General features: G+C 40.3%; 13 protein-coding genes. 1 reads left to right on the top strand and 12 read right to left on the bottom strand.

Annotated features, from left to right (window positions below):
• The 12 genes from HMPREF3057_RS06255 to typA form a co-directional block, all read right to left on the bottom strand.
• On the bottom strand, positions 1-952 hold a 952-nt coding region (locus HMPREF3057_RS06255; protein WP_180364454.1), incomplete at its 3' end, for a DEAD/DEAH box helicase family protein.
• Between the two features lie 138 nt (positions 953-1090).
• A complete protein-coding gene (locus HMPREF3057_RS06250; RefSeq protein ID WP_239665727.1) occupies positions 1091-1591 on the bottom strand; it encodes a TIR domain-containing protein in 501 nt (166 codons plus the stop codon).
• An 11-nt stretch (positions 1592-1602) separates the two neighbouring features.
• On the bottom strand, positions 1603-1995 hold the full coding sequence (locus HMPREF3057_RS06245) for a hypothetical protein (protein ID WP_048714806.1): 393 nt from the start codon (positions 1993-1995) through the stop codon (positions 1603-1605).
• Between the two features lie 3 nt (positions 1996-1998).
• Positions 1999-3888: a site-specific DNA-methyltransferase gene (locus tag HMPREF3057_RS06240; protein ID WP_241502072.1), complete on the bottom strand. Its 1890-nt coding sequence runs from the start codon at positions 3886-3888 to the stop codon at positions 1999-2001.
• Positions 3889-3944: 56 nt separating this feature from the next.
• Entirely contained in the window at positions 3945-4766 is an 822-nt protein-coding gene (locus HMPREF3057_RS10490; protein ID WP_070696910.1) for a hypothetical protein, read from the bottom strand.
• Positions 4767-4971: 205 nt separating this feature from the next.
• Positions 4972-5601, bottom strand: a complete 630-nt coding sequence (gene pyrE, locus HMPREF3057_RS06230; RefSeq protein ID WP_070696908.1) for an orotate phosphoribosyltransferase — start codon at positions 5599-5601, stop codon at positions 4972-4974.
• A 39-nt stretch (positions 5602-5640) separates the two neighbouring features.
• On the bottom strand, positions 5641-6336 hold the full coding sequence (gene pyrF, locus HMPREF3057_RS06225; protein ID WP_001206748.1) for an orotidine-5'-phosphate decarboxylase: 696 nt from the start codon (positions 6334-6336) through the stop codon (positions 5641-5643).
• Positions 6337-6581: 245 nt separating this feature from the next.
• Positions 6582-7736 (bottom strand): cell division protein FtsQ/DivIB, encoded by a 1155-nt coding sequence (locus tag HMPREF3057_RS06220; protein WP_000031125.1) that lies wholly within the window; start codon positions 7734-7736, stop codon positions 6582-6584.
• Between the two features lie 9 nt (positions 7737-7745).
• Positions 7746-8804, bottom strand: a complete 1059-nt coding sequence (locus HMPREF3057_RS06215; RefSeq protein WP_049518945.1) for a UDP-N-acetylglucosamine--N-acetylmuramyl-(pentapeptide) pyrophosphoryl-undecaprenol N-acetylglucosamine transferase — start codon at positions 8802-8804, stop codon at positions 7746-7748.
• Position 8805: 1 nt separating this feature from the next.
• Complete coding sequence (murD, locus tag HMPREF3057_RS06210; RefSeq protein WP_070696906.1) at positions 8806-10158, bottom strand: UDP-N-acetylmuramoyl-L-alanine--D-glutamate ligase; 1353 nt, start codon at positions 10156-10158, stop codon at positions 8806-8808.
• Positions 10159-10275: 117 nt separating this feature from the next.
• Complete coding sequence (locus HMPREF3057_RS06205; protein WP_000262663.1) at positions 10276-10530, bottom strand: DUF3165 family protein; 255 nt, start codon at positions 10528-10530, stop codon at positions 10276-10278.
• Between the two features lie 19 nt (positions 10531-10549).
• The gene (gene typA / locus HMPREF3057_RS06200) at positions 10550-12391 is read right to left on the bottom strand and encodes a translational GTPase TypA (protein ID WP_049477927.1); all 1842 of its coding nucleotides are present in this window, start codon (positions 12389-12391) and stop codon (positions 10550-10552) included.
• A 158-nt stretch (positions 12392-12549) separates the two neighbouring features.
• On the opposite strand from typA, the gene HMPREF3057_RS06195 reads away from it, so the two are divergent.
• Positions 12550-13275, top strand: coding sequence for a 16S rRNA pseudouridine(516) synthase (locus HMPREF3057_RS06195; protein ID WP_049485370.1), 726 nt, complete (start codon positions 12550-12552; stop codon positions 13273-13275).
• The last annotated feature ends 28 nt before the right edge of the window (positions 13276-13303 follow it).

The raw sequence follows: 13303 nt of genomic DNA, 5'->3' as shown, positions 1-13303 counted from the left end.
TTACCTCGAACTCAATCTTAGCTTTAGGAGCTCCTATTTTTTGGGGAATAATTTCCTGTAAATAGAGATAGCCCTGCGTCCCAGTAGCTCCAGCTTGTTCAATAGCCTTCACCGCAATCTTCTTAACCAATTTTTGATTATACGCATCCATGGCATCCAATCGATAAACCATATCATACTTTTCTTTATGAGTAGCTGAGTAACGAAGGGTAAAGAGAGGCTTAAAGTCTTTTAGTCGTTCTTTAGTCTGCTTCCCTTCAACAGACTGGGGCTCATCAATAATCATGATTGGGTTCATGGCTGCTAATACATCAATTGGGCGACGCCAACGAAAACTTTCCTGCTCTTCATGAATGCGATTCGCAACTTTCCCTTTTGTATTAAAAGCCTGGGAGTTGATGACCATGATTTGAAGATCAGATGAGTTAGCAAAACTATCCAAATCTCCTAAACGTGAAGAATCATAAACAAAATATCTCGGCTGTTTCCCATACTCATCCTGAAAATGAGTTTTCATGATTTCTAAAGACTTAAGAACCCCCTCACGTATGGCGACACTTGGAACAACAATGACAAACTTGAGCCAGCCAAAGCGTTTATTTAACTCCATAATGGTACGGATATAGGTATAGGTTTTCCCCGTCCCTGTCTCCATTTCTATAGAGAAATTGTAGGCTGGACGACCTGCAACCATATCGACCGACAAACTTTCAGAGGGTCGTAATCCAAAACGAGTTTGTACAGCATGAACATTCCTTCGAATAGCTTCCTGGTCCAATTGAATCGGAGCATTTCGATAGGCATCCAATACCAAATCCACCTCATCTGACTTTTGACGACCTGGATCAGCCATATACCTAATTCCAGTTTGTTTGGCTTGCCCTTGAAATAAGTCTGCAATGGCACTAACTGCATCCAACTGGAATGGTTGTTTTTTAAATTGTAGTTTCATAATTTATTTTCTTCAATTCTTATCTTTTTCCAGTAATTATAAAGTACAATCACTTAATTAAATTATTTCAAATATCATGAATCTTAATTAATATATCCCTTTGATATTTCCTATTTAGTTTATTACTAATAATCTTAGCTACCATGTAGATGGTTTATGTGCAATAGCGTACTCTATTAATTCTTCCATTTTACTTTGAATATCTTCATAAACATACTTTGAAGTAAAGAATGGAGAATTATAGCAACGGACATAACTTGATAACGATTTGCCAGTTCGAGATAATGCAAAATTATCAAATGGATTTCTTCCCTGATTACTTTGGTTTCCAAATCTATCCTTTAAATTATGAATATATATTCCTACGATTCCTTTATTCAACTCAATCGCTTTTTCAATTTCATAGTTGATCCATTTACGTCCAGCAGTTTTCTCACCAATCAAAACAACCACACATGAACGCTTTGCCATTTGACTATCTATCCATAATTTTATCATTGCATCAGATTTTAATTTTACTTCTTCCCAATCATTATCAGAAAAAGTAGAATCACCTGATACTATACCCATATTTCTAACTTGAGATGCTCGCCAGTTATCATTGCTATAATGGAAGCTAAAAAATACTTGTCTTTTCATAATTTCCTCACTTATCTAACAACAACTATAAGAATCAATGTAGAAATAACTATTAAACCATAGGTATACTTTAAAATTGGACGAAAAAGTGTTATCAGAAGATCTCCCTCTTCTCTTTTTGGAGTCATTCTAAAATCTGTTTCTTTATCACTTAATCTTACTTCATCGTATAAACGTCTATATTGTCGTTCTAATAACAAGTAATAAGCATCATGAAACCAAAACAATATAGTTACAAACAAAATTAAAAGAAGTATATACCACATGCTAGTATTACTAAACCAAAATGCAAATAAGGCACCTATGGAAGTGAACGACCATCCTTTAACGACAAAAGAATTCTTACCCATTCGTTCAATGATAGCTTGTATCATCTCTAAATGTTTTACTTTGTGTTCACTCATATCCTACACTACCTTCACTTTTGTATTAGGTGATAATTCTTTGAAGATTTCACTTACGTTAATTTTATCTGCTGAATTGGCAAATGAGCTATCACGGAAAACCGCACGGAGTGGTTGTGCTTGAGCAATGTGTCGGATGACTTCTTCCGATACATCATCATCAAAACAGGCCATAAGGGAGCCCTGATCCACATCAAAGACTTCTGCTCCTGCTACATTCTTTAAATCAATCTCTAAAGATAATTCCATTCCCCATGTCAGCATAACTTGGAAGAGCAAATCAAGTCCAGAACGTCCTTCCTTGATATTGGATACACTGTCGAAAAGCTCCCCTTGGATAAATTGATCTGGTCGAGAAGAAACGTCTTTAAAATTAGAAGAGTCTAGTTTGTAAGCTTTAAAACCAAAGTCTTGTTTGCCAACTAATTCTGGATGCTCCTCCTGTAACTTAGCAGCAGCACGACGAATCCGCTCACGTGAAATTTGGTCAATGGTTTCATAACCTGCTTCTTTAGCAGCAGATTTTTCAGCAACTGCTTCATCCAACGTACACAAGATAAACTTACGATTGCCTCCATCTTCCGCATTTAGTTGCATGACTGCGTCTGCTGTGGTTCCTGAGCCACCAAAGAAGTCCAATATAATACTACTATCTTTAGGCAATGTAACACTTATTAAATACTTTAATAAATTTATCGGTTTAGGATTACTAAATAATTTATCAATACCAAATAATTTTTTTACATATTCCGTATTAGTTTGCCCATCAAATAAGCCAAAACTTGATTTGATAGCTTTGTGTTCATTTTGCAACTCATTCATAAACTCTTTTCGTCTTACTTGTCCGTTTGGATTTTTTGGAAATATTATATATCTTTCTGATATAAGACGATTTAATTCTTTTTCACTAAATGCCCAGGTATCTGTGTACGATATTCCAGTCTCTGGATCAATAATTGTAAATTCTTTAGAGCTTGTTGTAGATTTAATATTAGTATTTCTCCATAAACCTCTAGGATCATTATCTGGATTAGAAAAATCACTTTCTTCCCGTTTTTCTCCCAAAAATTTGAAGTCTTTTTTCTTCTGAAATACTAAAATATATTCATGAACTCCAGCCATCATAGTTGTGGGAGGAACTCCTTTAGCAGATGATTTTTTGTCCCAAACAATATTTTCTATGAAAGTTCCCTCACCAAATATTTCATCAAGCATTTGCTTCAAATTAGAATATTCATTTTCATCTATAGATATAAAAATAGCTCCATTATCTTTTAATAGATTACGCGCCAAGCGCAGACGTGGATACATCATATTGAGCCAGTCTGAGTGGTAACGAGCTGAACTTTTTTCATTCGGTTGTAATCCAACAACTTGACGTCCTTCTTCGTCCAAGAGGTCCATCTCTTCTTTTAACTCTTCGTCCGTTTTTTGGAACTTATCAGAGTATACAAAGTCTTTCCCTGTATTATAGGGTGGATCGATATAGATCATATCTATTTTTCCTAGATAGGATTCTTGTAAGATTTTCAAAACTTCTAGGTTATCCCCAGTTATGAAAATATTTTCACTCTTATCAAAGTCAACACTCTCATCAAGGTCTGGTCTCAAGGTTTTAGTTGTTGGTCGTCCAGCTTCTACGATAGCTTCACGTTTTCCAACCCACGTAAACTCATAGGATTCGTGACCATCCACAATTTCCTCTGATAAAAACTGTTTCAGTTTCTCAAAGTCAATAGCGGGACGAAGTCTTCCATATTCATCTCTTTTTTCTGTCAAGACTTCTGGAAAGAGTTGACCAATTTTGGAAATATTTTCTGTAAAAACACCTTTGGAGCCTACTTTTAAAAGATCGAGGCCGGTATGTTCGCCTTTATGTTGTTCTGTAGTCATATGTAACCTTTCTTATAATGGTTTCTGTGTACTTGTCTATAGTATACAAGTAATCCCTATTTTAATTCTTGGATCTGTTTGAGAACTTCTTGGTAGCCTTTCTTTACTTCCATCTGCTTTCTCATCGATTTTTCTGCATACATTTGCTTCTTAAGACGTTGAGCTTGCTTCTCCAGTTTTTCTAGTTGTTCCGTCAGCTCAACCGACTCTTTTAAGTTACCGTCCAACTTACTTTGAAATTGATCTTTACCCATTTTCTTAATCAACATTTCATAGACTTGGTCTAGATTGTCACCATCAAATTGGATCTGGTAATCTTCTTGTGTACGGAAACGACGGACAATTTTGAAATGTTTTCCATCTTGTTCTTTTGTTAGAGTTTCCTTATAATGAACCAAGAGCTCTTCTGTCACATCCCGAAAATACTCATCATCTTGCCAGAGACTATCAAATTCATCTAGATAGGATAAACTCAATGGAGCATGGTAGATATGCCGTGTGGTTTTGAACAAAGAAGAATCATAGCCCAATTCTTTTCGATCAAAGTTTTTGAGTTGATCCACAGCGACAGTATCATCATCCGTTTCTATCCGCATACCATTTGGCATCTCATCGGTTTCAATGTTGATAGATTTAAAACGAGCTTTATTCCTGATCCAGTCTGCACATTCTCTAGCGATTGCTTTTTGAGTTAATTCATTCATTAACTTCAGTTCATAACGTCCTCCAAAAATAGACTGCTCTCGCTCTTTTTTGGGGATCGTATATTCACGATATCCAACTCTCGTCTCATCAGTCACAAAGGTTGGATTTGTAAAGATAAATTTCAACTCCTCTATCGTTTCAAGTTCTTCCTTTAACTGTTGAAAGGCAAACATCGAAAAAGTCGCTGCTGCAATTTTGACCTAGCTTCCAGGTTTTATTTCTTTCTTTAATTCACCTCCTAAACGAATACTACGATTATCAATTTCCATCCTAACCTTCTTCAATCACACTTATTTTTTTGTAAAAACGCTACCAATATAATTCTATCATAAAAATGAAAAAGAAGCTTGCTATTTCTTGCAAGCCTTAGTTATTTTATTATCCTTGCCAATTTTCTTGGTCTTCTTTAAAGCGTTTTAGGAGAGCGAGTCCTTCTGGCGTGATGTAACCTTCTTCTTGGGCTAGGTGGATCAGTTCACTGTAGTTAGAAAGCGTCACCAATTTCACACCTGCGTCTGCGAAGTTCTTATCTGCTTTCGGCAATTGGTAGCTGAAAATCGCTACGACACCAAGAACATCGGCTCCTTCGCGTTTAGCAGCTGCTACGGCTTCAAGAACAGACCCTCCAGTTGAAATGAGGTCTTCAACAACAACCATCTTTTGCCCCTGAGCTACGCGACCTTCGATTTGGTTACCAGCTCCGTGGTCTTTTGGTTTGCTACGGATGTAGGCAAAAGGCAAGTTCATCTTATCAGCAATGATAGCTCCGTGTGGAATCCCTGCTGTCGCTGTTCCTGCAATCACTTCTACTTCTGGAAATTCTGCTTTAATAGCTTCCACAAAACCATTTTCAATCAAGCTACGAGTTTCTGGATAGGCAAGCGTCACACGGTTGTCAGTATAAATCGGCGATTTGATACCAGATGCCCAAGTAAAAGGCTCTTCTGGTTTAAGGTAAACGGCTTGGATTTTCAAGAGGTGGCTAGCGATATCTTTAGCAAGTGTCATGGTCTTCTCCTTTTGTTTTTATAATCTATTTCTTTAATTTTAGTCTTGGTTCCATTCATCCTTGATAGCATGATAAGCTGCAACAGGATCCTCAGCTTGGGTAATAGGACGTCCCACTACGATATAGTCACTACCGATTTGATAGGCGTCAGCTGGTGTCATGACACGTTTTTGGTCTCCAACCGCAGCTCCCGTTGGACGAATTCCTGGTGTCAAACAGATAAAATCTGAATTGGTAGCCTGCTTGATGAGTTGCACTTCCTGAGCCGAGCAAACGACACCATCCAAGCCCGCTTCAGCTGTCTTCTTGGCATAGTGAATCACAGACTCTTGCAGGCTGGTTTGGATATTTTGAAAATCCTGCATCTGGCTTTCCGACGTTGAGGTAAGCTGGGTCACAGCGATCAATTTGGCTTGTGTCCCCAGACCTTCACGCGCAGCCCTCATCATCTCCACACCACCTGCAGCATGAACGTTAGTCATGTCCACACCAAGCTGAGATAAGACCTTCATAGCCGATTTGACTGTATTGGGAATGTCATGTAGTTTGAGGTCCAAAAAGACACTATGCCCCAGTGACTTCAAATAACGGACAACTTCAGGACCTTCCGCATAATAAAGCTCCATCCCTACTTTTAAATAAAGACTTTCTTCTGCTGGGAAAAGAGATAAAAATTCCTTGACTGCCTCAAAACTAGGAAAATCAAGAGCAATAACTGGACGATGTTCACGCATACCTTTCTCCTTTTACCTTTACGAGCAAGAGAGTATGGTCAAAAATAAACCACGAAAAAAGGAACCTGCCAACAGCAAGGTTCCACGAAAAATGGGTAGAGTCCACCCTTTCACCGTCTAACCTTAGCTGCCTCTCTGGACTGCTTTAAAGGTTTTTTTCTATTCTATTATTTATAGTAGGACTTGTCAAGCAAAAACTCGAAACTAGACTTCTATACCATTCAAAATTAAGAGGAAAAGTTAGTCTAACGACTCTGTGATTGCTGGCTCGTTTGGCTTTGATTTCCTTGTTCTTCTTGTTTTTTCTTTTCTTCTTCCTGTTTTTTCTTCTCAGCTTCCTTGGCCTCTTGCTTGGCTTTTTCCTCAGCTTCTTCTATCAGTTTATCTGCTATCGTATAGCTGTATACTCCAGCCTCCATATCGACTACACTCGGTTCTGACAATTGTGGCTTGATTTTGCTGTAATAAGGTAATTTTTTGCTCAATTCTGATAGGGGAACCAAAACCTCATCTGTATCCAGCATGGTAATTTTTAAAAGATCTGCTGTTGCCTTGCTCGGCGCTAATTCGATTTTCTGGATTTGACTCTTGATATCCTCACTGATAGTAGACAATCCCGTTATCAGCTCTTTCACCTGCTGCTCATCGTTAAAGGTAACTGTCAGATAAGTCTCAGGCAAGTTTAAGCGATCAACAGGAGTTGACTCTACTGTACCACTAGAAAGAATAGGATAATGTTCTTCACCAGACACATAATAACCAACAATATCAAATTCCTTAACCTCAATCGTAAAGTTAGTCGGAAATTGATAGTTAATCTTCGCTGATTCTATCCAATGATTGGACTTGATTCGCTCAGCGTATTTTTCCTTATCCAACAATAGGGCTAAAGTATAGTCGCTATCTTGAATTCCAGAAGCCTGTTTGATATCATCCGCCTGCGTGTTACTATTTCCCTTAACCTCGATATTTTTGATGGTCGAAAGTGGAGTCAATAGATAGACTGAAAGAAGGAGGACCAGGACACTGGGTACCAAGATACTCACAGCTCGCCAAATATGAACAGGCGCAATTTTAGGCTTGGCAGGTTTTTCTGGTTTCTCTGGTTTCTTCTTCTCTTTTTCCTCTTTGACTTTCCGGTCATCCTTTTGAGATTTTTCTTCTTTTTCGGATGGTTCCTTGCTTGGACTTGAGGCTTCCTCAACTGACTCACTCGATGATTTCTTGGATTCCTCCAGTAGTTTCGAGTTGGCTTCCTTACGAGCTTGTTTTTCCTTTTCCTTCTCTTCAGCTAGGGCAGCTTCTTCCTCAGCCTTCTTCTTCAGGTATTCCTGGTTTCGTTTCTGCCATTCAGACAATTCTTGCTTCTGGTTTGATTCTTTTTTCTTATCCTTTGACATTGATATTCCTTATGCTAGGTCTTTTCTTAATAAATCGTAAAAATCTGCAAGAGATTTCAATTCAGTCGAAGCTTTCATGCTAGCTTGGTACTGATCCTTGTGACTAAGCAAGTGGCTGAGTTTCTCCTCCAAGCTTTCCAAGGTCAAGTCACTTTCTTGAAGTTCTTCTGCATAACCTTTCTTAACAAAGTAGGCTGCATTTTCAATCTGGTCTCCTCGACTTGCTTCACGACCCAATGGTACGATGAGATGGAGTTTCGCCATGGCCAAGAGCTCGAAAATCGTATTGGCACCACCACGCGTCACCACCACATTTGCCATCTTCATCAAGGGTTGATAGAGATCCGTCACATAATCAACACGAAAGAGATTTTGACTCAACTCATTGAGGCTTGAATCTCCAGTTAGATTGATAATATTGTAGCGCTCTGTCAACTCTTTTTTATGGTCTGTCACTAATTGGTTAAATACACGGGCTCCTGCAGAACCACCGACAAACAATACCGTTGGCAATTTAGGATTAAAGTGGGTTTGGATATCCACCAATTCATCTGGTTCTGGAGTGTTTTGGTCTGAAACCTTGGTTACTGCCCCCACATGCTCGACTTTTGCAAGACCAGCAGGCTGCTCAAATGTTGAATACATCTTAGTTGCAAATTTATAGGCGATTTTATTGGCCAAGCCCATAGAAAGGTCCGATTCGTGAATAAAGACAGGTACCCCTGACACACGCGCTGCGATAACCGGCGGTACTGAGACAAAGCCCCCCTTTGAAAAAAGAGCCTGTGGACGCAGTCGTAACATGATAAAGAGGGATTGGACGATACCCCAAGCAACTTTAAAGACATCTAGCATGTTTTGCCAGGAGAAGTAACGACGCAACTTCCCAGTCGCAATAGAGTGGAAGGTCACATTCAAGCCTGACTTGAGGATTTCTTGGTGTTCAATTCCATGCTTGTCACCGATATAGTGAACTTCCCAGCCGTCTTCGATGAACTTAGGCATTAACAAAAGGTTGAGGGTGACATGTCCAACCGTCCCCCCACCTGTAAAGACAATTTTTTTCATATTATTCCTTTAACTCCGCTACTGTGTCGATGAAAAGATCTCCACGTACTTCAAAGTTAGCATACATATCCCAGCTAGCATTGGCAGGACTGAGGAGAACCACATCTCCTTGAGTCGCGAGCTCATAAGCCTTGCGGGTCGCATCAGCAACATCTGTCGCATCTACATAAGCCACACCAGCCTTCTCTGCTGCCCGTTTGACACGTTCTGCAGATTGACCGAGGATAACCATCTTCTTGAGCCCAGTAATATCTGGCACCAATTCGTCAAACTCATTGCCTCGATCCAAACCACCTGCAATTAAGATAACCTTACTGTTGTCAAATCCTGACAAGGCTTTTTGAGTAGCCAAGATATTGGTTGACTTACTATCGTTATAGAATTTGACACCCTGAATTTCATCCACAAATTGGAGACGGTGTTTGACACCACCAAAGGCTGATAGAGTTTCCTTGATGGTTTGGTTATCCACGCCACGAAGCTTGGCTACAGCAATGGTCGCAAGGGCATTTTCTACATTGTGGCTACCTGGAACACCGATTTCACTAGCTGCCATGACCACTTCTCCACGGAAGTAGAGTTGACCATCTTCCAGATAAGCCCCATCAATCTTTTCCTGTGTTGAAAATGGAACAACAGTGGCTTGTGTTTTGGTAGCCAATTCTTTTGCCAAATCTTGGTTAAAGTTCAAAACAAGAAAATCACCTGCTGTCATCTTGTTCTGGATATTCCACTTAGCTGCCACATACTCTTCAAAAGAACCATGATAGTCGATATGAGTTGGCATGAGGTTGGTAATAACCGCAATCTCAGGATGGAATTCTTGGACACCCATCAGTTGGAAAGAAGAAAGTTCCATGACAAGCGTGTCCTTGGCTGTCGCAGTTTGAGCCACTTGACTAGCAGGATAGCCGATGTTCCCTGACAAGAGACCGCGTTGACCAGCAGCAGTTAAAACTTCCCCAATCATCGTCGTTGTGGTTGTTTTCCCATTTGAACCAGTAATACCGATAATTGGCGCATCTGAAATCAAATAAGCCAATTCCACCTCAGTCAAGACTGGAATCCCCTTTGCCAATGCTTTTTCAATCATGGGATTGCTATAAGGAATCCCTGGATTTTTCACCATCAGAGCGAAATCTTCATCCAAGAGCTCCAAAGGATGCCCACCAGTGACAACCTTGATTCCCTCTTCTAGCAAGCTTTGAGCAGCAGGATTCTCCTCAAAAGGCTTGCCGTCATTTACTGTCACAATAGCACCCAGCTTGTCCAACAAACGGGCCGCAGACTCACCAGACTTAGCCAAACCTAAAACAAGTACTTTCTTATTTTTAAACTGATCGATTACTTTCATGTCTCAAACTCCATTTCTACTCCTACTATTTTACCATTTTTATGGAAATAATACTAAACGAAAATGCTCTAGTCCTCATTCTGACATCGAAAAAGAGAGCCATAGCTCTCTTTCTCTTTATCTTCTTCTGCTCTTTTTTTCAGACATGAGCGTAATGTCTCTCAAGCTAAAGTAGGCTAGGGCCAGCATGGCGATTGTGACAAAGAATTCTGTCGGTAATTGGAAGATTTGCAAGATGGACAACATCAGCAAAATCAAGAGTGCAACAACTACAAAGACCAAGATAACGATGTTGACTGTTCCTTTGATACTTTGGGGTGTCGCAAATACATAGAGTAGTAATAAGAGTATCCCTATGATTAAATAGACCATCTTTATCTCTTTCTAGCTCTTATTCAGCTGATTTTTTCTTTTTGTTGGCTTTCTCGCGCTCTGCCTTGTTGAGGATTTGTTTACGCAAACGGATAGACTCAGGCGTTACTTCCATGTACTCATCGTCATTCAAGAATTCAAGAGACTCTTCAAGGGTCAAGATACGAGGTGTCTTGATAACCGCTGTTTGGTCCTTAGTAGCTGAACGGACGTTGGTCATTTGTTTGGCCTTAGTGATGTTAACTGTCAAGTCATTCTCACGAGAGTTTTCACCAATGATCATTCCTTCGTAAACCTCAGTACCTGGATTGACAAAGATGGTTCCGCGTTCTTCAATCGACATGATTGAGTAAGTTGTTGCCTTACCAGCATCGATGGAAACGAGGGCACCACGGTGACGTCCACCAATTTCACCCGGAATCAATGGTAAGTATTGGTCGAAAGTATGGTTCATGATACCGTAACCACGAGTCATTGACAAGAACTCAGTTGAGTATCCGATCAAACCACGCGCTGGAACAAGGAAGACCAAACGAGTTTGACCATTACCAGTTGAAATCATATCCAACATTTCACCCTTACGTTCAGAAAGGCTTTGGATAACAGAACCTTGGTATTCTTCTGGAGTATCGATTTGAACACGTTCAAATGGCTCACATTTAACACCGTCAATTTCTTTTATGATAACTTCTGGACGAGATACTTGAAGCTCATAGCCTTCACGACGCATGGTTTCAATCAGGATTGACAAGTGCAATTCTCCACGACCTGAAACAGTCCATTTATCTGGTGAATCCGTTGGGTCAACACGAAGGGAAACGTCTGTTTGCAATTCTGCCTGCAAGCGTTCTTCTACCTTACGAGAAGTTACCCATTTACCTTCTTTACCAGCAAATGGTGAGTTGTTGACCAAGAAAGTCATTTGAAGCGTTGGCTCATCAATGTGTAGGATTGGAAGAGCTTCAACTGCGTCTGTCGGAGTAATGGTTTCACCGACAAAGATGTCTTCCATACCTGAAACGGCAATCAAATCACCTGCTTTTGCTTCTTGGATTTCACGACGTTCCAAACCAAAGAAACCGAAGAGTTTTGTTACACGGAAGTTCTTCGTTGTACCATCTAGTTTAGAAAGGGTAACTTGGTCCCCAACCTTAACAGTACCACGGAAGACACGACCGATACCGATACGTCCAACGAAGTCATTGTAGTCCAAAAGTGACACTTGGAATTGCAAAGGCTCATCTGAGTTGTCTACTGGAGCTGGGATGTGGTCGATAATGGTGTCAAAGATTGGTGCCATCGTAGCTTCTTGGTCAGCTGGATCATCTGACAATGAAGATGTTCCGTTGATAGCTGAAGCATACACCACTGGGAAATCAAGCTGGTCATCATCTGCACCAAGCTCGATGAAAAGTTCCAAGACTTCGTCCACTACTTCTGCTGGACGAGCTGATGGTTTATCGATTTTGTTGACAACCACGATTGGAACAAGGTTTTGTTCCAAGGCTTTTTTCAATACGAAACGAGTTTGTGGCATGGTTCCTTCGTAGGCATCCACGACCAAGACAACACCGTCAACCATTTTCATGATACGCTCAACTTCTCCACCGAAGTCCGCGTGTCCTGGTGTATCCATGATATTGATACGAGTTCCGTTGTAGGCAACGGCAGTGTTTTTCGCAAGGATGGTTATTCCACGCTCTTTCTCGATATCGTTTGAGTCCATAGCGCGCTCTGCCAATTCAGTACGTGCATCAAGCGTTTCTGATTGTTTCAATAATTCGTCAACGAGGGTTGTTTTACCGTGGTCAACGTGGGCGATAATCGCAATGTTACGGATATCTTCTCTTAATTTTGTCATGATTTCCTCTAATATTTAAATTTTTATTTCTAACTGAACAATTATACCACAGTCTCATTCAAAAATCACAGTTCAGCTAAGTGTAAATGTTTTCACTCTGCTTTTCTAGTCAAGGCAACTCTTTTCAAAGTCAGAGACTTATGATAAGATAAGCTGGTATGCGTTTAGATAGATTATTAGCCCAAGAAAAGGTCAGTCGCAAGGCTATGAAACAGGCTCTATTAAAAAAAGAAATCCTAGTAGACGATTGTCCAGCCAGCTCCCTGGCTCAAAATGTCGACACTGGGTTGCAGAAATTAGTCTTTCAAGGACGGCAAATCCAAGGCTACGAGCACACCTACCTCATGCTTCATAAGCCAAACGGAGTCGTTACAGCTAGCAAGGATAAGAAACTGCCAACCATCATGGACCTACTCCCACCTGACATCCAGTCTGACCAGCTCTATGCTATCGGCAGATTAGACCGCGATACGACGGGACTGCTGCTTTTAACAGACAATGGACCTCTTGGCTTTCAGCTCCTTCATCCCCAGTACCATGTCGATAAATCCTATCAAGTGGTAGTAAACGGACCGCTCACGTCAGACCATATCCAAAAATTCAAAGATGGGATTGTCTTTTTAGATGGGACCACTTGTAAACCTGCTCAGCTAGAAATTCTAGACATAAGCCCAACAGAGAGCCATGCCTCTATTACCATCTCAGAAGGAAAATTTCATCAAGTTAAAAAAATGTTCCTCTCAGTTGGTGTCAAGGTGACTGCCCTAAAACGCGTCCAATTCGGTGACTTTACATTAGACCCAGAACTAGCAAAAGGGCAATTCCGCCCCTTGAATCCAGAGGAATTGGAAATCATAAAAAACTACTTAGAGATGAGTCGATAAAATAAAAAAGCTTTAAATTTAAAGCTTT

It is taken from the genome of Streptococcus sp. HMSC072D05 (genome assembly GCF_001815805.1).
GTDB lineage: Bacteria > Bacillota > Bacilli > Lactobacillales > Streptococcaceae > Streptococcus.
This window is presented reverse-complemented; position numbering and strand designations above follow the sequence as displayed.

Excerpts from the sequence above, each read along its gene's own strand:
- HMPREF3057_RS06250 (WP_239665727.1), bottom strand. The coding sequence starts at position 1,591 with ATGAAAAGACAAGTATTTTTTAGCTTCCATTATAGCAATGATAACTGG.
- HMPREF3057_RS06245 (WP_048714806.1), bottom strand. The coding sequence starts at position 1,995 with ATGAGTGAACACAAAGTAAAACATTTAGAGATGATACAAGCTATCATT.
- HMPREF3057_RS06240 (WP_241502072.1), bottom strand. The coding sequence starts at position 3,888 with ATGACTACAGAACAACATAAAGGCGAACATACCGGCCTCGATCTTTTA.
- HMPREF3057_RS10490 (WP_070696910.1), bottom strand. The coding sequence starts at position 4,766 with ATGTTTGCCTTTCAACAGTTAAAGGAAGAACTTGAAACGATAGAGGAG.
- pyrE (WP_070696908.1), bottom strand. The coding sequence starts at position 5,601 with ATGACACTTGCTAAAGATATCGCTAGCCACCTCTTGAAAATCCAAGCC.
- pyrF (WP_001206748.1), bottom strand. The coding sequence starts at position 6,336 with ATGCGTGAACATCGTCCAGTTATTGCTCTTGATTTTCCTAGTTTTGAG.
- HMPREF3057_RS06220 (WP_000031125.1), bottom strand. The coding sequence starts at position 7,736 with ATGTCAAAGGATAAGAAAAAAGAATCAAACCAGAAGCAAGAATTGTCT.
- HMPREF3057_RS06215 (WP_049518945.1), bottom strand. The coding sequence starts at position 8,804 with ATGAAAAAAATTGTCTTTACAGGTGGGGGGACGGTTGGACATGTCACC.
- murD (WP_070696906.1), bottom strand. The coding sequence starts at position 10,158 with ATGAAAGTAATCGATCAGTTTAAAAATAAGAAAGTACTTGTTTTAGGT.
- HMPREF3057_RS06205 (WP_000262663.1), bottom strand. The coding sequence starts at position 10,530 with ATGGTCTATTTAATCATAGGGATACTCTTATTACTACTCTATGTATTT.
- typA (WP_049477927.1), bottom strand. The coding sequence starts at position 12,391 with ATGACAAAATTAAGAGAAGATATCCGTAACATTGCGATTATCGCCCAC.
- HMPREF3057_RS06195 (WP_049485370.1), top strand. The coding sequence starts at position 12,550 with ATGCGTTTAGATAGATTATTAGCCCAAGAAAAGGTCAGTCGCAAGGCT.